Origin of the sequence: Streptomyces sp. NPDC052114 (assembly GCF_040680155.1) — a bacterium.
Taxonomy (GTDB): domain Bacteria; phylum Actinomycetota; class Actinomycetes; order Streptomycetales; family Streptomycetaceae; genus Streptomyces.
Map to the genome: position 1 here is coordinate 39,825 of NZ_JBFAWC010000014.1, position 19,718 is coordinate 59,542.

At 71.4% G+C, this 19,718-nt stretch carries 16 protein-coding genes; 7 read left to right on the top strand and 9 right to left on the bottom strand.

The window, feature by feature from the left end:
- Positions 1 to 195: 195 nt before the first annotated feature.
- Complete coding sequence (locus AB0L89_RS28410) at positions 196 to 2,337, bottom strand: BTAD domain-containing putative transcriptional regulator (protein WP_365146705.1); 2,142 nt, start codon at positions 2,335 to 2,337, stop codon at positions 196 to 198.
- Positions 2,338 to 2,782: 445 nt separating this feature from the next.
- On the opposite strand from AB0L89_RS28410, the gene AB0L89_RS28415 reads away from it, so the two are divergent.
- From AB0L89_RS28415 to cs1, 4 genes are all read left to right on the top strand, one after another.
- Entirely contained in the window at positions 2,783 to 4,498 is a 1,716-nt protein-coding gene (locus AB0L89_RS28415; RefSeq protein ID WP_365146708.1) for a thiamine pyrophosphate-binding protein, read from the top strand.
- Positions 4,499 to 4,501: 3 nt separating this feature from the next.
- Positions 4,502 to 6,049: an asparagine synthase-related protein gene (locus AB0L89_RS28420; RefSeq protein ID WP_365146711.1), complete on the top strand. Its 1,548-nt coding sequence runs from the start codon at positions 4,502 to 4,504 to the stop codon at positions 6,047 to 6,049.
- A gap of 61 nt (positions 6,050 to 6,110) precedes the next feature.
- Positions 6,111 to 7,061 (top strand): agmatinase, encoded by a 951-nt coding sequence (gene speB, locus AB0L89_RS28425; protein ID WP_365146714.1) that lies wholly within the window; start codon positions 6,111 to 6,113, stop codon positions 7,059 to 7,061.
- Positions 7,058 to 8,032 carry a clavaminate synthase Cs1 gene (gene cs1, locus AB0L89_RS28430; protein WP_365146718.1) on the top strand — a complete coding sequence of 325 codons (975 nt, stop codon included), beginning with the start codon at positions 7,058 to 7,060 and terminating at the stop codon, positions 8,030 to 8,032. Before speB ends, cs1 begins: the two co-directional genes overlap by 4 nt.
- 58 nt (positions 8,033 to 8,090) lie before the next feature.
- On the opposite strand, the gene AB0L89_RS28435 is transcribed toward cs1, so the two are convergent.
- The 7 genes from AB0L89_RS28435 to AB0L89_RS28465 form a co-directional block, all read right to left on the bottom strand.
- Positions 8,091 to 9,059, bottom strand: coding sequence for a 3-oxoacyl-[acyl-carrier-protein] synthase III C-terminal domain-containing protein (locus AB0L89_RS28435; RefSeq protein WP_365146721.1), 969 nt, complete (start codon positions 9,057 to 9,059; stop codon positions 8,091 to 8,093).
- Between the two features lie 84 nt (positions 9,060 to 9,143).
- Positions 9,144 to 10,337: an acyl-CoA dehydrogenase family protein gene (locus AB0L89_RS28440; protein WP_365146724.1), complete on the bottom strand. Its 1,194-nt coding sequence runs from the start codon at positions 10,335 to 10,337 to the stop codon at positions 9,144 to 9,146.
- A gap of 32 nt (positions 10,338 to 10,369) precedes the next feature.
- Positions 10,370 to 11,377 carry an aldo/keto reductase gene (locus AB0L89_RS28445; RefSeq protein WP_365146727.1) on the bottom strand — a complete coding sequence of 336 codons (1,008 nt, stop codon included), beginning with the start codon at positions 11,375 to 11,377 and terminating at the stop codon, positions 10,370 to 10,372.
- A gap of 16 nt (positions 11,378 to 11,393) precedes the next feature.
- The gene (locus AB0L89_RS28450; protein WP_365146730.1) at positions 11,394 to 12,038 is read right to left on the bottom strand and encodes a nitroreductase family protein; all 645 of its coding nucleotides are present in this window, start codon (positions 12,036 to 12,038) and stop codon (positions 11,394 to 11,396) included.
- Between the two features lie 107 nt (positions 12,039 to 12,145).
- The gene (locus AB0L89_RS28455) at positions 12,146 to 13,519 is read right to left on the bottom strand and encodes an aspartate aminotransferase family protein (protein ID WP_365146733.1); all 1,374 of its coding nucleotides are present in this window, start codon (positions 13,517 to 13,519) and stop codon (positions 12,146 to 12,148) included.
- Between the two features lie 435 nt (positions 13,520 to 13,954).
- Positions 13,955 to 14,779 carry a tetratricopeptide repeat protein gene (locus AB0L89_RS28460; protein ID WP_365146736.1) on the bottom strand — a complete coding sequence of 275 codons (825 nt, stop codon included), beginning with the start codon at positions 14,777 to 14,779 and terminating at the stop codon, positions 13,955 to 13,957.
- 88 nt (positions 14,780 to 14,867) lie between these two features.
- Entirely contained in the window at positions 14,868 to 16,010 is a 1,143-nt protein-coding gene (locus AB0L89_RS28465) for an NAD(P)/FAD-dependent oxidoreductase (protein WP_365146739.1), read from the bottom strand.
- 223 nt (positions 16,011 to 16,233) lie between these two features.
- On the opposite strand from AB0L89_RS28465, the gene AB0L89_RS28470 reads away from it, so the two are divergent.
- Positions 16,234 to 16,920 carry a helix-turn-helix domain-containing protein gene (locus tag AB0L89_RS28470; RefSeq protein ID WP_365146742.1) on the top strand — a complete coding sequence of 229 codons (687 nt, stop codon included), beginning with the start codon at positions 16,234 to 16,236 and terminating at the stop codon, positions 16,918 to 16,920.
- A 75-nt stretch (positions 16,921 to 16,995) separates the two neighbouring features.
- Positions 16,996 to 17,763, top strand: coding sequence for a class I SAM-dependent methyltransferase (locus tag AB0L89_RS28475; protein WP_365146745.1), 768 nt, complete (start codon positions 16,996 to 16,998; stop codon positions 17,761 to 17,763).
- A gap of 21 nt (positions 17,764 to 17,784) precedes the next feature.
- On the opposite strand, the gene AB0L89_RS28480 is transcribed toward AB0L89_RS28475, so the two are convergent.
- Positions 17,785 to 18,384 carry a CGNR zinc finger domain-containing protein gene (locus tag AB0L89_RS28480; protein ID WP_365146748.1) on the bottom strand — a complete coding sequence of 200 codons (600 nt, stop codon included), beginning with the start codon at positions 18,382 to 18,384 and terminating at the stop codon, positions 17,785 to 17,787.
- Positions 18,385 to 18,487: 103 nt separating this feature from the next.
- Between AB0L89_RS28480 and AB0L89_RS28485 the strand changes: the two genes are divergently transcribed.
- Positions 18,488 to 19,684, top strand: a complete 1,197-nt coding sequence (locus AB0L89_RS28485) for an epoxide hydrolase family protein (protein ID WP_365146750.1) — start codon at positions 18,488 to 18,490, stop codon at positions 19,682 to 19,684.
- Positions 19,685 to 19,718 lie beyond the last annotated feature (34 nt).

The window sequence follows — 19,718 nt, forward strand, 5'->3', positions numbered from 1 at the left end:
CCCTTCTCGAATCACTGGTGCCGGCCAGTCCGGCGCCTGCCCGGCCACCGTGGCACACCCCGGTTGCCGCCCACTGCGCCGTCCGCTGGAACTCCCTTGAACGAGGGACGGCTCGACCTTGAACGAGGGACGGCTCGACTGAACGAGGGACGGCTCGACCCGGCGCGGCCCCGCGTCCCGCCGCTCTTTCGGCGGCTAGCCGGCGGACAACGCCGTCACGCCACCGGCGGCCGGCAGCGCCGGACGCGCGTGCCCCAGGTCATGGCGGACCGCCTCGCGCACCAGCGGATGAACGAAGCGCAGCCGTGCGACGCCGGACGGGTCGGGCTCAAGGAGGCCTCCGTGCAGGGCCATGAGAGCCGCGTCCGTGGAGAGGCCCTCGTGCCGCAGCGTCGCCTCCACCGCACGTTGCTCGCAGCCGTCCTCCGCGACCGCGCAGAGTTCGAGGACGCGACGCACCCCGGGCGGCAGCCCCGACAGGCGTTGCAGCACGACACCGGCCAGCTCATGAGGGATTCCGGCGTCCAGGTCCGCGCAGAGCCCCTGCGTCCGCGCATGCAGCAAGTAGCCGAGGAAATAGGGGTTGCCGACGGTTCGCCGGTGCAGCCTTTCCAGCAGGTGCGGCTCCGGGCTGTCGCCCAGCGTCCTCTTCGCGAGCGACGCGGTGGCCGAGAGGTCCAGCGGGTTGAGCAGGATCCGCCGTGCGTCCGACGACTGGAGGATCACGGCCGCGGCCCGCCGCAACTCGGCGTCATGGGCCAGCTGGAACGTGCGCGTGGTGACGACCAGGAGGACCGGGACGCTGCGCAGCTGCTCGACGAACAACCGCAGCAGGGCCAACGACGGCGCGTCGGCCCGGTCCACGTCCTCCACGACCAGGACCGTCGGCTCGCGGACGGTCCGCAGCAGCGCCTGGCACACCGCGTCATGGAGCGTGAACCGGTCGCCCTTGGACAGCGGGGCCCTCGTCGTCGGCGCGCTCGGCTCGTGGTCCGTCGGATCGCAGAAGTCCGAGCACATTTCGGGCAGGAGATACGCGAGGCTGTGCCGGATCCAGCCGGGTAATCGACGCACCCGTTCGGGCCAGAGCACGCTCAGCCTGCGCAGCAGCGTCGTCCACGGCCAGTGGTCCGGCTTGTCCTCGCTCTCCGAGCAGGAGGTCCAAACGGCGTGCACGCCGTCCTGGACCGTCCGGATGAGCTCGGACACCAGCCGCGTCTTGCCGATTCCGGCCTCACCGACGACGAACGCCACCCGGCCGGACGTGTGGAACGCGCCGGCGGCGCAGTCCAGCAGGGCCCGCAGTTCGTCGTCACGACCGACGAGCACCGGTTGACCGGTTTCCTCGCCGCGCCGCTGTACCGCCGTGTCTTCCCAGGGGCCGGTGTGCGTCCGGGGCTGAGGAATGGTGATGCGGCCGGATGCGGCGGCGGCCCCCGGGTGGGGCGGCCCCGCGACGCGTGCCGCGGGGCCGCCCTGGGAGCCGGTCCGCGTGTCCCGCGCGGGGACCTCGGGCGCCCGGTCCAGCGAACAGTCCTGCCGCAGGATCGCCGCGTGCAGCGCCGCCAGCGCCCTGCCCGGGTCCGCACCGATCTCGTCGGCGAGGGCGCGACGCGTGTCCTCGTACGTCCGCAGGGCGTCGGCCTGTCGGCCGAGCCGGTACTGGGCGTGCATGTACAGCCCGATGAGCCGCTCGCGCAGGGGGTTGCGTCGGGCCTCCACGGCCAGCGGGTGCAGCACGTCCTCCTCGCGTCCCAGCCGGAGCGCGCACTGCGCCCACGACTCCACCGCGCTCAGCCGAAGCTGTTCGAGCCGCCCCGCCTCCTGCACGGCGAAGTCGTACGCGCTCAGCTCCTCGTACGGCGTACCGACCCAGGTGCCCAGGGCCGAGCTCAGCACGGCGTGGGCCTCTTCGACGCTGCCCGTCCGAGCCAGTCGGCCGCCGACCCGCACGGCCCTCTCGAAACGGTGGGCGTCCACGTGCTCGGGATCGATGACCAACGCGTATCCCGGTTGCTGGTAGAGCAATTGGGGACTGGCTCCGTCGGGGAGCACGCAGTCGGCGAGGAGCTTGCGCAGGCGGGAGACGTAGGACTGAAGGGTCGCGTTGGCGGTCGCCGGTGGTGTGTCCCCCCAGATCTGCGTGATGATCGAGTCGACCGACACCACGCCGCCCGCGCCGATCAGCAGCAGGGCGAGGACTGCTCGCTGGCGTGGCGGTCCCAGCTCCAGAGGGCGGCTGTCGACGCTCACGGAGAGGGCGCCCAACGCGCCGATCGGCGGTGGTCCGGGCAGTTCACGCACATCGGCCGGGGACTCATGGCTCGTCGGTTTCACTGCGTCATCCAGTCCTCTCTGCGTGGCGCGCGGCTGACCTGTGGTGCATCCACCCTCGCCCGATGTGCGGGCGCCGTCCTTGCCCGGTTCGGTACGTCTTGTGCCTGCCCTTGCCTGAATGCGGTGGTCCGGTTGCCCGCGCCGGTGGCTCTGGTGCCACCCGTCCGGCCGCCAAGTCGACTGGTACGTACGTTTCCGTGCCCGGAGCACGGGCCATCGGCGCCCGATCGATGCCCGCATGGCCACCGGACGAAAGGGAGCCGACGAGCATCGGCAACGCCTCAGCCGTCCACAGGGACCGTGCAAGAGGAGCGCCCACCCCCCTGCAAGGCGGGGTCGGCACAGTGGCGGGTGGCCGTCGAAGAAACTCCTCGGCTCCGCACAGTCCGTATGCCGGAAGCACCCCAGGCGCAGCCATCATCCGTTCTGACGCAGAGGAACTGCCATGTCCCGAGTCTCCACCGGCCCCAGCACCCACCCGACCACCGCCCACGCCCTGTTGCGACGGCTCCACGACCACGGCGTGCGCACCGTGTTCGGGGTGGTCGGCCGCGAGGCCGCGTCGATCCTCTTCGACGAGGCGGACGGCATCGACTTCGTGCTGACCCGGCACGAGTTCACCGCCGGAGTCGCGGCCGACGTGCTGGCCCGCATCAGCGGCCGACCGCAGGCGTGCTGGGCCACGCTCGGCCCCGGCATGACCAACCTGGCCACGGGGGTCGCCACCTCCGTCCTCGACCGGTCACCGGTCGTCGCGCTCGCCGCCCAGTCGGAGTCGCACGACATCTTCCCCAACGACACGCACCAGTGCCTCGACTCGGTGTCGGTCATGCGCCCCATGACCAAGTACGCGGTGGAGCTCGAACGACCCGACGACATAAGCGACTTGGTCGACTCGGCGATGAGCGCGGCGATGACCGAACCGGTCGGGCCCAGCTTCATCTCCCTGCCCGTCGACCTGCTCGGCGGCGAGGTCGACACCTCACGGCCGCGGCCCCCGGCCAGGATCCCGGCCAAGCCGGTCGGCGCGGTCGAGGACGGCTGGCAGGAGGCCGCGCTGAAGGCGGCCGAGCTGGTCGGCTCGGCGCGGCACCCCGTGCTGGTCGTCGGCGCCGCCGCGATCCGCTCCGGGGCCGTGCCCGCCCTGCGCACACTCGCCGAGCGGCTGAGGATCCCGGTCATCACCACGTACATCGCCAAGGGCGTGCTGCCGCACGGGCACGAGCTGAACTACGGCGCGGTCACCGGCTACATGGACGGCATCCTGTCCTTCCCCGCCCTGGAGACCCTTTTCGGTCCGGCGGACCTCGTCCTCACCCTGGGCTACGACTACGCCGAGGACCTGCGCCCCTCGATGTGGCAGCGCGGCGCGGACAAGACCACGGTCAGGGTGTCGCCCACGGCCAACCCGGTGCCGCGCGTCTACCGTCCGGACCTCGACGTCGTCACCGACGTACGGGCCTTCGTGGAGCACCTGGACCGGCACACCGCGGGTCTCGCCGCGAAGACCCCGCACGACATCTCGCCGCTGCGGGAACGGATCGCGGAGTTCCTCGCCGACCCCCGTCACTACGACGACGGCCTGCGCGTGCACCAGGTGATGGACTCGATGAACACCGTCATGGCGGAGACCGCCGAGGCGGGCGAGGGAACCATCGTTTCCGACATCGGGTTCTTCCGGCACTACGGCGTCCTCTTCGCCCGCGCCGACCAGCCGTTCGGCTTCCTCACCTCGGCCGGCTGCTCCAGCTTCGGCTACGGCATCCCGGCGGCGATCGGCGCCCAGCTCGCCCGGCCCGGACAGCCGACCTTCCTCATCGCGGGTGACGGCGGCTTCCACTCCAACAGCGCCGACCTGGAGACCATCGCCCGGCTCAACCTGCCCATCGTCACCGTCGTCGTCAACAACGACGCCAACGGCCTGATCGAGCTGTACCAGAACATCGGCCACCACCGTTCCCACGACCCGGCGGTGAAGTTCACCGGCGTCGACTTCACCGCGCTGGCCCGCGCCAACGGCGTGGAGGCCACCCGGGCGACCAGCCGCGAGGAACTGCTCGCCGCACTGCGCAAGGGTGCCGGTCTGGGACGGCCGTTCCTGATCGAGGTGCCGGTGAGCTACGACTTCCAGGCCGGCGGTTTCGCCGCCCTGACCATCTGAGCCATGGAGGCGAACCTGCCCGCCGCCATCGGTTTCCTGGCGGAGGTCCGCAAGGACGGCGCCCGGCCGCTCGAACCGGTCTTCGCGGCCCGCGGCTCCCTGGTCCGGTGGCACGAGCGGACGGCCGACCACAGTCTGCGCACCGTCCTCGTGCACTCAGGGGCGCCGGACGAGGCATACGCACGCGACGGCGGCAGGACGCTGGTCCTCGCCGGAGAGCTGTACAACCAGAACGAACTGCTCGGGTTGCTGCCAGGCCGCGTGCTGCCGGGAAGCGACGCCGCGCTCGTCGTCGCCCTCTTCGACGTCTACGGCGTCCATGCCTTCCGGCTCCTCAACGGCCGCTTCGCCGCGCTGCTCGCGGACCGCGGACGCGCCGTACTCGCCACGGATCACGCCGGATCGGTGCCTCTGTACGTTTCCGTCGCCCCTGGCCAGGTGCTGGTGGCGACGGAGGCGAAGGCGCTGCGGGCCGCCCCTCGGGGGCGGCCCGTCCCCGAGGGGCGGCCGGTGCGCCGACGGCCGGGCACCCATCAGGTCCCGGCGGGCACGGTCCTCGACATCGAGGTGTCCACCGGGACGTGCGTCCCCCACCGCACGTGGACGCCACCGCTGGCCCGCCGGATCCTGCCGGAGGACGAGGCGGTCGACGTCGTCCGCCGCGCGCTGGAGCGTGCGGTACGGGCCCGCACGGGCACCGGCACGCCCCTGGTGGTGCTCTCGGGCGGCATCGACTCCTCCGCGGTCGCGGCGCTGGCCGCCGGCCGGTCGGCCGGGCCGGTCGACACGGTCTCGATGGGCACCGACGAAGCAGACGAGTTCCCGCAGGCACGCGTCGTCGCCCGGCACATCGGCTCCGTGCACCGCGAGATCACCGTGCCGACCGCGGACCTGCTGCGCGGACTGCCGCACGCGGTCTGGGCGGCCGAGTGCCTGGACCCCGACGTCGTCGAGTACCTGCTGCCGCTGACCGCGCTGTACCTGCGCCTTGGCGACACGGGAGGGGGCGGCGACGCCGGACGACGCATCCTCACCGGTTACGGGGCCGACATCCCCCTCGGCGGCATGCACCGCGAGAACCGGCTGCCGCAGCTGGACACGGCCGTCTGCCACGACATGGACACCTTCGACGGCCTCAACGAGATGACGCCGACGCTCTCCACGATGGCCGGCCACTGGTCGACGCACCCCTACTGGGACCGCGACGTCCTCGACGTCCTGGTGTCGCTGGAGGCCGGGCTCAAGCGCCGCCACGGGCGCGACAAGTGGGTGCTGCGCGCCGCCCTGGGCGACGTCCTGCCGCACGAGGTCGTCGTCCGCCCCAAGCTCGGCGTGCACGAAGGGTCGGGCACCACGTCGGCGTTCTCCCGGCTCCTGACCGACGCCGGTGTCCCCCAAAGCCAGGTGCACCAGGCCAAACGCCTGGTCGTCGAGGAGATCTTCGACCAGGTCGTCGTCGGCGGACGGCATCCGGACGAGGTGGCGGTCGACGCGGTGGTCGAGCAGGTCGCCGGCCGCCCGGCGCGCCGTGCCCGTCCGGTCCCGCGATGACCGCGCCCGCGACACCGCATCACAGGCATCACAGGCATCACAGGAAAGGAGGGACCGCACCGTGGAACGCATCGACACCACCGTCTCGCCGCGCTACGCGCAGATCCCCACGTTCATGCGCCTGCCGCACGACCCCGAACCGCGCGGCAAGGACGTCGTGGTCATCGGCGCCCCCTACGACGGCGGAACCAGCTACCGGCCCGGGGCGCGCTTCGGGCCGCGCGCCGTACGCAACGAGTCCGGGCTCATCCACGGCGTGGGCATCGACCGGGGGCCCGGCACGTTCGACCTGATCGACTGCGTCGACGCGGGGGACATCGACCTGACCCCGTTCAACATGCACATCGCCATGGCCACGGCCGAGGAGAGGCTCAGCGGCCTCCTCGCCGACAACGCGGCCTTCCTCATGATCGGCGGCGACCACTCGCTGACGCTGGCCGCGCTGCGCGCCGTCGCGGCCCGGCACGGGCCGGTCGCCGTCCTGCACCTGGACGCGCACTCCGACACCAACCCCGCCTTCTACGGCGGCGAGTACCACCACGGCACACCCTTCCGGCACGCCATCGAAGAGAAGCTCGTCGACCCGGAGCGCATGGTGCAGATCGGCATCCGCGGCCACAATCCGCGGCCCGACTCACTCGACTACGCCCGCGGCCACGGCGTACGGATCGTCACCTCCGACGAGTTCTGCCGGCTCGGCACCGAGAGCGCCCAGCGGCTGGTCCGCGCCCGCGTCGGTGACGGGCCCGTGTACGTGTCGGTGGACGTCGACGTCGTGGACCCGGCGTTCGCGCCGGGGACCGGCACGCCCGCCCCGGGCGGGCCCACCTCGCGCGAGGTGCTCGCCCTGCTCCGTGGCGTCGGTGATCTGCGGCCCGTGGGGTTCGACGTCATGGAGGTCTCGCCGCTGTACGACCACGGCGGCATCACCTCCGTCCTGGCCACCGAAATCGGCGCGGAGCTGCTGTACCAGTACGCCCGCGCCCTCTCCCGAGAAAGGACTTCCTCATGACCGTGCTCGACTGCTCCGCGCACTCGGCGGACCTGCTGGCGCTGGCCGGACGGCTGCCGCGGATCCCCCGTTCCGACCTCCACGGATTCCTGGACGCGGCGCGCACGGCCGCCGACGCGCTCCCCGTGCCCATGGCGGCGGCGCTGGACGACTTCGACGCCGACGGCGACCAGGACGGCTATCTGTTGTTGCGCGGTCTGCCGGTGGAGGACGACGACGCCCTGCCCCGCACGCCCGACAGCACACCCGCGCCCGTGGACCGGCCGTTGCTCGACCAGGAGGCCATGCTCGCCGTCGTCGGCCGCCGCCTCGGCCTGCACACCGGCTACCGCGAACTGCGCTCCGCCAGCGTCTACCACGACGTCTATCCGTCGCCCGGCGCGCACTACCTCTCCTCCGAGACCTCCGAGACCTTGCTGGAGTTCCACACGGAGATGGCCTACCACGTGCGCCAGCCGAACTACGTGTTGCTCGCCTGCTCCCGGGCGGACCACGAACGCAGGGCGGCCACCCTCGTCGCTTCGGTCCGCAAGGCGCTGCCGCTGCTCCCGGAGGAGACCCGCGCCCGCCTCTTCGACAGGCCGCTGCCCTGCCGCGTGGACGTCGCCTTCCGCGGGGGCGTCGAGGATCCGGGGGCGATCGCCGACGTCAAGCCCCTCTACGGCGACCCGCGGGATCCGTTCCTCGGCTACGACCGCGAGTTGCTCGCGCCCCGTGACGCCGCCGACGTCGAGGCCGTCGCCGTCCTCTCGAAGGCCCTCGACGAAGTACGTGAGGCGGTGTACCTGGTCCCGGGTGACCTGCTGATCGTGGACAACTTCCGTACGACGCACGCCCGCACGCCCTTCGCGCCGCGCTGGGACGGCAAGGACCGGTGGCTGTACCGCGTCTACATCCGCACCGACCGGGGCGGCCAGCTGTCCGGCGGGGAACGGGCCGGCGACGTGGTGGACTTCGTGCCGCGCCACTGATCCGGCGCGCGGGTGTGGGGGCCGCCCTGGTCGGCGGCCCCCACACCCGTGCGCCGGATCAGACCGCCGGGCCGCGGTACTCCATGGCCATGACGCCCCAGCTGAAGCCCAGGGCGCTGGTGGCGTGCAGGACCAGGTCGCCGCGGTCGAGGCTGTCGCGAGTGATCAGTTCCCGCATGGCGATCAGGGTGTCCGCGTTGCCCATGTGCCCCAGCCGGTCGTACAGGAACACGCTCTTGCTCGCGGGAAGTCCCAGGCTCCGCAGCAGGCCTTCGTGGATGTGCCGGTTGCCGTGGGTGACCAGCAGACGGTCGACGTCGGTAATGTCCTTGCCCAGCGAGGCGAGAACGTCCCCGATGAGCGCGCCGAAGTGCTCCATGTAGGCCTCGCCGAGGCCGTCCCGGTGACCGTGGCGGCGGACGACCACTTTGTCGCCCTCGCGCACGCCCGTGTAGTGGTCGCACCAGCTCGGGTCGGTGACCATCCGCGAGCCGAGGACCTCGGCGAGCGGGGCGGACGCCGACAGGAGGATCGCACCGGACGCGTCGCCGTTGTTGAACAGCTCCTTGACCGCGGGTTCCCCGTAGTCCAGCATCGTGCTGGCCCGGTCGCCGATGAGGACGAGCGCGTACTCGTCACGGCGCGACGCGACCGTGTCGCAGGCCAACTGCACGGCGGCCGTCATGGCGTTGCAGTGGTTGGCCAGCTCGAAGCAGTACGCCCGCTCGATCCCGAGTTCATGCGCCACCTTGGCCGCCGGGGACCACAGGGGCGTCTCCCATTCGCCCGAGCCCGCATAGATCACCGTGCGGACCGCCGACGGCGGGATCCTGTTCCGCTCCAGCACCGTCCGGGCGGCCCGCAGGGCGAGCTCCCACTCCTGCTCGCCCGCCGCGAGCACCGGGATGCTGTCGCAGGTGGTGATCGCGCGGACGGCTTCCTCCGTGAGGCCGGACTTCTCGGCCATCTGCTGGACGGTGACCCGTGCCGAGGGCAGCACGGTGCAGAAATCGACGACTCCCGCCATGGCTCTCCTTTCTTGGGTGCTGTCGGTGGCTGTCCTGTCGGTGGCAGTCCCGTCAGTGGCAGTCCTGTCAGTGGCTGTCGGTGGCTAGGCGAAGAACAACGGCTTCCCCGCGAAGTAGTCGACGACCGCTCCGCTCATGCTCATCCGCGACGGGGGATGGAAGACGACGGCCTGCGCGGCGGAGGCCAGGTAGGCGATCTTCGGGGAGGTGATGAAGGCCATGCCGCCCAGCATCTCCACCGCCTGGCCGACGGCCCTGGTGATGATGTCCTGCACGGAGAAGCGGGTGAACAGGGAGGCGGCGGCGCAGTCGTTGCCGAGATCGTCGTCCATGATCCGGCGGGCGATCCCCTCCACGAGGGACGCCGCCGAATCGATGAGCAGACACAGACGGGCACGTTCGTCCGCCGACCCGCGCTCGTTGCGCAGAACGAGATCGACCAGCGCGCTGGCCACCCCCGTGTACGAGGCGGCGACGATCATCTGGAACCAGATCACACCGGCTTCGTTCAGCTCGTCCAGCTTCTCGGCGGCGTTCGCCGGCGCGCGGAGGATGTGCTCCGTACCGGCGAACACGTCGGTGAGGCACACCTCGTGGCTCTCCGCGCCGACCAGCGGGAACGTCGACCAGAAGTCGTGGACGGAGATGCCCGGGGTATCCGCGGGGAGCACCAGGAGACCCATCTCGGCACCGCCGTCGTCCCCGCGCAGCGCGACGCTCGCGGTGAGGAGGTCCATCGAACGCGACAGGCTGCAGGGCTTCTTGGAGCCACTGACGAGATAGCCCCCGGCTGTCTCACGGGCCTCGACCATCGGGGTGAGGATGCCGTGCCCGGAGCGTCCCTCCGCGTAGCCCGACGCGATGAGTGACCGGTTCTTCGCGACGACGTCGAGCACGGACGTACGGATGCCGGTGCCGCTCTCGGGGCCGGTGCTGCTCTCGGGGCCGGTGCCGCTCTCGGGGCCGGTGCCGCTCTCGTAGTACGGGCCGACGGAGAAGAGCATGCCGACCGAGAAGTGGTGCATGGCCGTGGCCACCGCGAGGGACGGCGCGAGCGACGCCAGCGCGCGGATCACCCGGACGGCTTCGAGCGCGGACGCGCCGATGCCGCCGTGGTCACGGGGGATCAGGAGATTGGTGCCGCCGTGCTCCTTGAACAGCGCGATGGCGGGGCTCTGCCGGGACTCCAACTGATCGAACGGGATGTCGGACAGGCGGCCCGCCAGGCCGGGCAGGAGCTTTTCGCAGATGTCGTGGTCGAGTTGCAGGAATTTCACGCTCTCTCGTCCTCCGCTAGTGCCGGGGCGGCTCAGTTGTCGACGAGCCGCATCAGGAAGGGCGGGTACCGCTCGCCGTGGACGGCTGCCGGAGGCACCGCGTCCGCGACGGCTCGCCGCTCCTCGGCGGACAGCGCGACGAAGGCCGCGCCGAGGTTCTCCGCCAGGTGGTCGCGGCGGCAGGTGCCCGGGATGGGGACGACGTCGTCGCCCTGGTGGTGCAGCCAGGCCAGGGCGAGCTGGGCGACGCTCACACCGCGCCGCGCGGCCAAGGGCCGCAGCGCCGCCACGATCGCCTGGTTGCGTACGAGGTTCGGGCCGCTGAACCGCGGCAGCGAGTGCCGGAAGTCCGCCGCAGGACCGAGGTCGGCGGCCGAGGCGATCCGCCCGGTCAGCAGACCGCGCCCCAGCGGACAGGACGCGATGACGCCGATGCCCAACTCCCGGCACATGGGCACCACTTCGGCCTCGATGCCCCGGGTCCACAGCGACCATTCGCTCTGGACTGCTGTGATGGGGTGCACGGCGTGGGCGCGGCGGAGGGTATCGGCGGAGACCTCGGACAGGCACAGATGGCGCACCTTGCCCTCGGCGACGAGCTCCGCCAGCGCGCCGATCGCCTCCTCGATCCGCTCCCCCGGAGCCACCCAGTGCTTGACGTAGAGGTCGAGGTGGTCGACGCCGAGGCGGCGCAGCGAGCCGTGGCAGCGGTCCCGTATGTAGGCGCGGTCGCCCCGCACTCCGAGGAACTCTCCGTCCCGGTCGCGCTCCAGGCCGACCTTCGTGGAGATCAGTACGCGGTCCCGTCGGCCCGCGACGGCCCTGCCGACGAATCGCTCGCCTTCGCCGAGTCCCTGGACGTCCGCCGTGTCCAGCAGGGTGACGCCCCGGTCGATCGCGCGACGCACGGTGGCCAGGGCTTCGGCGGGGTCGGCCCGTGCGTAGAAGGAGCTCATGCTCAGGCAGCCCAACCCCTGTGCGGAGACAGTCAGTTCGCCGAGCCTGCGTGTCGGCAGAGGTGAGCCGTCGTCCTTCCTCATGCGTCTGCTCCTCCGTCTACCAGGAGTCGATGTGGAGCACGTGCTCGAGCGGTTGGCGTGGGGCGGGCCCAAAGCGCGTGCCGACGGAGAAGGCCGTGGGGATCAGTGCCGCCTGGACGACGCCGTCCGGCAGGCCCAGCAGTTCGGCGATCTCCTTCGCGTACATCAGGTGCAGGGTGGTCCAGGCGGTCCCGAGCCGGCGCGCCCGGGCGGCGAGCATGTAGCTCCAGGCGGCCTGGATGATCGATCCCCACTTGCCCGCTTCGTTGTACTCGGGAGCCTCGTTCACATCGAGGCAGGGGATGACGTGCACGGGTACCTCGGCCATGTGGTCGCCCAGGTACGCGACGCTGTCGCCCACGCGCCGCTGCACGGCGTGGCGCGCCGGGTCCTCGGGGAACAGCGACCCGCAGCTCCCCTCGGACCGCAGGTACTCCTTGACCGCGAGCCGGTAGTAGCGGCCGATCTCGGCGCGCTGCGCCGGGTCCGTCACGACCATCCAGTGCCAGCTCTGCCGGTTGCTGCCGGTCGGTGCCTGGAGGGCGACGCGGACGCATTCCTTGACGAGGTCCAGCGGGACCGGCCGGGTCAGGTCGAGGCGTTTGCGTACGGAGCGGGTGGTCGTGAGGAGTTCGTCCGGGGTGAGATCCATGAGCGGCATGAGGTGGTCCTTCGGTCCGTGGGCGGAGAAGCGGGGGGAGGCGGGGGCGACGGCGTCCGGGCCCGGGAGTTCGGCTCGGGAGTTCGGCCCGGGAGTTCGGCCCGGGGCTAGGGGCGGATCCGGCCGTCCGGCTCGACGCGGGACAGGACCGCGTGCAGTCCGTCGGACAGTTCGTCGGCGGCGGCGCGGTCCATCACCAAGGGCGGGTTGATCAGGAGGGAACGCGGGTTGCCGCGCAGGATGATGCCGGCGTCCTCCCGCAGCGCCTGCGCCACCGGGGCCGTGCCGGTGGGCAGTTGGGCCCGTTCCGCCTTGTCCGCGACGAGCTCGATGCCCAGCATCAGACCGATCTGACGGATGTCGCCGACGACGGGCAGGTCGCGGAGCGGTGCCAGCCTGTCGGCGAGGTAACTGCCGGTCGTCGTGGCGTTGTCGAGCAGCTTCTCCCGCTCGATCAGGTCCAGGTTGGCGAGTGCGACCGCGCAGGCGGTGGGATGCCCGGTGTACGTGAACCCGATCGGGAAGCCGGCCGCGCCGGTGACCGCGTCCGCCACCTCGTCGGTGACGAGCACCGCGCCGTGCGGGACGTAGCCGGAGGTGATGCCCTTGGCCGTGACCAGCAGGTCCGGCCGCACTCCGAAGTGTTCGGCGGCGAACCAGTGGCCGGTCCGTCCGTACGCCGTGACCACCTCGTCGAGGATCAGCAGGATGCCGTGGGAGCGCAGGAGTTCGGCGACCCGGGGCCAGTAGTCGGGCGGCGGGACGACCGCGCCGCCGACGCTCATCACGGGCTCGCCGATCATCGCCGCGATCCGGTCGGGCCCCAGCCGTTCGATGGTGTCCCGCAGTTCGCGCAGGCAGAACTCGGTGACGTCCTCGCCGTCGTACGCGGCGGTCTGGTAGGGGTCGGGGGCCGTGAGGTGGTGCACGTGCGGCAGTTGGGGGCCGAAGCCCTCGTGGTAGACGGGCAGCCCCGAGACGCTTCCGGCGCCGTAGGCGATGCCGTGGTAGGCCGTCTTCCGCGAGAGGATCCACGTCCGCTCGGGCTCGTTCCTGCGGTAGTGGAAGTACCGTGCCATGCGCAGGGCGATCTCGTTGCCCTCCGCTCCGCCGCTGGTGAAGAACACGCGGTCCAGGCCGTCGGGCGCGAGGTCGGTCAGCCGTACGGCCAGCTCGATCGCCTTGTCGTTGCTCATGGACTCCCAGAGGTGGAAGCACTCCAGGGTGCCCATCTGGGCGGTGGCGGCCTCCACGATCTCGCTCCGGCCGTGCCCCACCTGCATCATGCCGAGCACCGCCGCGGCGTCCAGATACCGCCTGCCCGAGCTGTCGCGTACGTGGCAACCATGGCCTTCGACCATGACGGTGCGGTCCGTGCGGGTGCTCGGGAGATTCGGATGGATGAGCCGGTCCCGGTCGGACCTGACCCACTGTGCCGTCCGGTCCGAGCCGGACATGGATACCGCCGATGATGCGGACATGAGGCAAGCTCCTTTGCGGATGGTCCTTCGGCACACCGGCGACTGTCGCCCGGCGATGCCTGGGGGAAGGAAGCCCCCGGGAGGTACCAGGAGGTACACGCGAGGGGGGCGGCCACGACGAACGGCTGGATCACGGGGAGTCTTGCAGCCGGGGGTTGCAGGCGACTGGCACGGAGCGCGAGCGAAGCACCGAGCGGGCTGCAAGCGTTGCCACGACCGCCGTCTGGAGTGCCCACGTCCGCCACCCCTCGGCTCCGTTGAGGTCGCCTGCGGATGAGTTCCTTGGGGCAGCTCACACACGACGATGCGGCGAGGGGGAAGTCGTCGCCCGGGCCGGATGGGGGCGGTCCGGGCGGCGGCGCACGGCAGAGAGCCGGATCCGCGTACCGGCAACGCGTCACCGCTGAGGGGGTGGCGGAAGCGTTGCGCTCGCGGTCACGCGCCGTCGATGCGGGCGAGCAGTGCTCGGGCCTCGACGGTGCGGTGATGGTCCGGGCCGAAGGAGGTCAGGCAGGCGTCGTGAGCGGCCACGGCCCGGAGGCGGGCTTCGGGATCGCGGCGCAGCCCCGACAAGGCGGTGGCCAGGGCCAGTTCGACGGCGCCGGCGTCTGGATGGCGCTGGTCCTGGGACAGCCCGCGGTACAGCTCGTCGGCGCGCTGCGCCTCGGCCAGGGCCTCTTCGTGGCGGGCCTGGCCGTTGAGGCTGCGGGCCAGGCCAAGCCGCAGGACCAGAGACATGCGGTCGGGTGCGTGATGGGCGGCCAGGGCCTCGCGGGCGATCGCCTCGGCCTCCGGGTGGCGGCCCTGGCCGTTGAGGGCGAAGGCCAGTCCGTTGCGGGCGGCCGCCGCCAGGCGTGACATCTCCGGGCCGGTACCGCGGGTCGCGGCCCGGGCGACGGCCGCACACTCCGCCTCGCACTCGGCGTGCCGGCCGAGCACGGTCAGCTGCTGTGCGCGGTCCGAACGCAGCTTCAGGGTCAGCCAGTGGCCGGCTCCGAATATCCGGCCGAAGGCCGACAGCGCTTCGTCGTACGTGGCGAGGGCATCGGCGTGACGGCCCTGGGCGCCCGTGGCGACCGCGGCGATGTTGAGCGCCACGGCCATGTACTCGTCGTCGCGTGGACGCGACCGGGCCACGGCACGGGCCTCGGCCTCCGCCTCGCCGTAACGCCCGGCCTCGTAAAGGGCTTTGGCCTGCTGGACAGGGGTTCCCGTCGTCCGTCTGGCGTCGCTTCGGCCGCGTGGCCGGAAGAATCTCATGGCCGGGAGCATACGAATGCCGCGCACGCCGCCCGCGGAAGGGGTGGGACCTGGTCGGCCGGTGGAAGGGCGGCCGTCGTACGCGGCGTCACTCGGCCGCCGGGCCGGACCTGAAGAACTCGACCATCCGCTCCAGCCCTCGCGCGCCGAACATCGTGTCCAGGCTGGTGGCGGACTCGGCGGCGGACGCCTCGCTGCGCGGGAAGAGGGCCTTCTCGTAGGCGGCCAGGGCCGCTTCGGTGTCACCGGGGTGGGCGGCGACGGCCAGGGCGAGTTCGGCGCCGTCGAACATGGCCAGGTTGGCTCCCTCGCCCGCGAACGGGGACATGACGTGGGCGGCGTCGCCCAGCAGCGTCACTCCCGGCACCCGGTCCCAGCGGTGTCCGACCGGCAGGGCGTGAATGCGGCGCGGGGTGATGGTCTCCGCGTCGGCCACCAGGCCGCGCAGCCCCTCGTCCCAGCCCTCGAAGTGGGCCAGGACAGCGGCTTTGGCTGCGGCGTGGTCGGTGAAGTCGATGGTGTCGAGCCAGCCCTCGTCGGCCTTGAGCGCGGCGTAGACGTGCAGGCTGCCGTCGGTCTCCCGGTGGGCGAGGAAGCCGCGCTCGTCACCGAGACAGATGAAGAAGCCGCCGCCGATGAGCGCGGCGCCGTGCGGGTGACGGGTGTCGGCCTCGAACAGGTCCGTCTCGACGAACGAGATGCCGGTGTAGCGGGGCTTCGCGTCCGAGACCAGTGGCCGCACGCGTGACCACGCGCCGTCGGCGCCGATCAGAATGTCGGTCGTGATGGTCGGGCCGTCGGCGAACGTCACCTCGTGGCGGCCGTCGTCCAGTGCCCTGGCGACGGTGGCCTTCCGGCCCCAGTGGACCGTGCCATCGGGCAGCGAGTTCAGGAGCAGGTCGCGCAGGTCCCCGCGGTCGACCTCCGGGCGGTCGCCTGAGCCGTCGTCCTCCTCGGACACGTGCACCGTGCCGTCGGGCCCCACCAGGCGCATGGTCTGACCGCCCGCGTGAATGATCTTGAGGAAGTCGTCATGGAGGCCGGCGGCGCGCAGCGCCTTCTGCCCGTTCCCGGCATGGATGTCGAGCATCCCGCCCTGGGTACGGGCCGCCGCCGACGTCTCCCGTTCGAAAAGGGCCGACTCGATGCCGTTGACGTGCAGAACGCGGGCGGCGGTCAGGCCACCGAGGCCCCCGCCGATGATCGCGACGGGGAAATGGCTGGTGCTCATGCGGGGGCTCCGAACTGAGGGGGTCGCCTGGGTGCGTGCGGTGCGGGCGATACGTGCGGCGGACGACGGCTGCCGCGACCGCTCCGCCGGCCGGCCCGGGGCGGGCCCGGCGTACGGCCGCCGACCGGGAAGCACTCGGCCGGCCACTACCACCACCAACGTAACGAACATGTTCGCCACGAACAAGTTCGTCCCGAACGTGTTTGGCCGTAGAATCCTCGACATGCCGACTCCGAAGAGCCGCCGCGAGCGGCCCGCCAAACCCGCCCTGACCCGCGAGGGCATCATCGACGCCGCCGTCCTGCTGATGGAGCAGGAAGGTCTGCGGCGCGTCACCATGCGCCGCCTCGCCCAGGCCCTGGACACCGGCCCGGCCTCGCTGTACGTGTACGTCGCCAACACCGCCGAACTGCACGCCGCGATCCTGGACCGCCTCCTGGGGCGCGTCGACCTGACCGCCGACGCCGACGCCGACTGGCGGGAGCGCCTGGACTCCGTGCTCGCCAGCTACGAACTGGTCCTCTTCGCCCATCCGGCACTCGCCCAGTCGGCCCTGACCGCGCGGGCCGCGGGCGAGAACTACCTCGCCCTGCTGGAGGCGCTGCTCGCCCTGCTCGCGGAGGGCGGCGTACCCGACCGCCAGGCGGCCTGGGGCGTCGACCTGCTGCTGCAGCGCTCCACGGCTTCCGCCGCCGAGCACTCCGCCCGCCGCGAGGACTCCCATGCCGAGCGCGACTGGATCCAGCTGCGCCGGGCACTGGCCACCGCCTCACCCGACACGCTGCCTCACGTACGCGCGCAGGCCGACAACCTGGTCTCCGGCGCCCCCGCCGAGCGCCGCCGCTGGAGCATCGACACCCTCCTCAACGGCATCCTCGCCACGGATGCCCGCGTGACCGACACCGCCTAGCCAGAACTCCCGGCCGAAGCCGCGGCGACGGAAATCGCAAGCGGCGGCAGAGGAGCCGATGTCAGGCTGACTGGTATGTCTGATCGCGCATTGAGTTTCGGAGCAACGGCAGAAACGTACGAACGGTATCGGCCGGGATATCCCGCGGAGCTCCTTGACATGGTGATGACCTACGCAGGTCACCCGGTCCGGACGGCTCTGGAGATCGGCGCCGGAACGGGCAAGGCGACCCGGCTGTTCGCCCGGCAGGGGGTCGCCGTGACCGCCACTGATCCCGACGCGGCCATGCTTGCCGAGTTGCGCAAACATGTACCGACGGACGTCCGGACGGAGCGAACCGCGTTCGAGGACCTGCGGCCGGGCGCGAAGTACGGACTCGTCTACGCGGCGGCCGCGCTCCACTGGACCGAGCCGGAGGGTCGGTGGTCACGCATGGCCGCGCTGGTGGAGCCCGGCGGTGTCTTCGCCTCGTTCGGCGGACCCCTGCGGCCGGCGGACCCGGCCGTCGAGGAAGACGTTCGCAGGGCGCGGGCACCGTTCCTGGAGAGCGACGACATCCCGTCCCCTGACGGAACACCCCCGGGGCATGCCCTGCAGTGGCCGGGTACGGAACTCCGACACTCTCAGTGGTTCACCGACGTGCGGCAGTCGGTCATCGAACGGCGCTACGCGATGAGCGCCGACGACTACCTCGGCCACCTCTCCACCATCTCGGCCTATCTCGTACTGCCCCCTTCGGAACGGGGAGAGGTGTTCAGCCGGATCAAGCGGGTGCTGCCCGCGGTGGTCGAGATGGAAGCCGACATCACCGTCCATCTGGCACGTCGGCGTGACGAGCGATAGGCCCTCATCCCACGTGAACGATCACTCCGCTGGGTTGGAGTTCTTAAGCTGGCTGGCGTTGAAGTTCTTCCGCTGGTTGGCGTTGAAACGCGCCTTCTTCTGCCGGTTTCCGCACGTGTTCATGTCGCACCACTTACGGCTGCGACTCTGACTGGCGTCGAAGAAGGCGGCCCGGCAGGTCGGTGATGCGCACAGGGCCAGTTTTCCGTCTCGCTCGCCAGCGACGATGCTGATCGCGTCGGCGGCGATCACACCCAGGGCATCCTCCACGCAGGACGTCGAGCCGAGCCGCCATTGCCGCTCGCCCTCGGGCGTCAGGACCGCCGCGGCCCGCCCCCGAGCGCTGAAGTCATTGATGACGTGGACAGCGGCCACGGGGAGGGCGTCCTGCACCGCGGCCGCTGTCGCGACGGCGTGAATCGACTCCCTCAGTTCCCGGGCGCGGTCGAGCTGGGCGGTGGTGCAGGAGTCCACGGCGAGGCCGTACACCGCCAGCCAGTCGACGAGTCGCTGCGGCGTGGGGATGCGCTCCACGGCGTCGCCATGACGCTCCGACAGAGTCCCCGTGAAGCTCGTCGCCAGCACCGTACCGAGGCGGAAATCAGGGAATCCAGCGCGCATGGAACCACCTTAGCCGGTTGCGGGACGACTCGGTGAGCTGTTAGAACCGCCTTAGCCGGTTCACTACAGATCGTGGCCGATGCCACGACGGCCAGGAGGTGCCATGCCCCGCCCGACCAGCGACGTGCGAGCCTTTGAAGCCCACGCGACCGACGCGGACCTCGACGATCTCCGCGCACGGCTCGCCGCGGCGCGACTGCCGGAGCCCGAGACGGTCCATCGCGCCGCGCCCGGCCCCGGACCCGGTGGCGGCCCCGGTCCCGACCGATGGGAACAGGGCGTTCCTCTCGCCGATCTCGTCGATGTCATCACCTACTGGCGCACCGGGTACGACTGGCGGTCATTCGAGGAGCGCCTCGACCAGATCGGTCAGTTCCGCACCACCATCGACGGTCTGGGGATCCATTTCCTGCACCGCCGTTCCCCGCGCGCGGACGCCACTCCCCTGGTCCTGACGCACGGCTGGCCGGACAGCATTGCCCGGTTCATCGATGTGGTGGACGAGTTGGCGGATCCAGAAGACACCGACGCGCCGGCGTTCCACGTCGTGGTCCCGTCGCTCCCCGGCTTCGGTTACAGCAACAAGCCGGCCACCACCGGGTGGGGCACCGAAAGGATCGCGGCCGCGTGGGTGGAGCTGATGGGACGGCTCGGCTACCCCGAGTTCGCCGCCCACGGCGGCGATTGGGGAGGCAATATCACCACGGTTCTCGGCGGCAGGTTCCCGGCGCACGTTCTCGGCATCCACACGACGTTCGCGGAGGGGCCGCCCGGTTCGACGACGGACGGGCTGACGGAGGTCGAGCGCACGTGGGCCGAGGAGACCCGCGATTTCTGGCGCACCCGCGCGGCGTACGCGAAGCAGCAGGCGACCCGACCGCAGACCATCGGCTACTCGCTCGTCGACTCGCCGGTCGGGCTGCTTGCCTGGATCCTCGACAAGTTCGCCGAGTGGTCGGACACCGAGGACAGCCCGTTCGAGACGATGTCCCGGGACAGGATTCTCGACGACGTCACCCTGTACTGGCTGACGCGGACCGGCGCGTCGGCGGCCCGCATCTACTACGAAAGCCACAACTCGCTGGACCCCGAACTGCGGGTCGGCGTCCCGTCGGCGATCACCGCGTACCCCCGCGACGTCGAGAAGTGTCCACGCCCCTGGGCACAGCAGCGGTACCGGCGGATCGTCCGATGGAGCGAGCCGGAGGCCGGAGGGCATTTCCCCTCACTGGAGGTTCCCGAGTATTTCGTCAGGGACCTGCGAGAAGGCCTCGCGGCAGTGCTGGCCGCTCGGCGGTGAACGTGGTCGGGTGACCTCCCCGATGCCCTGTCAC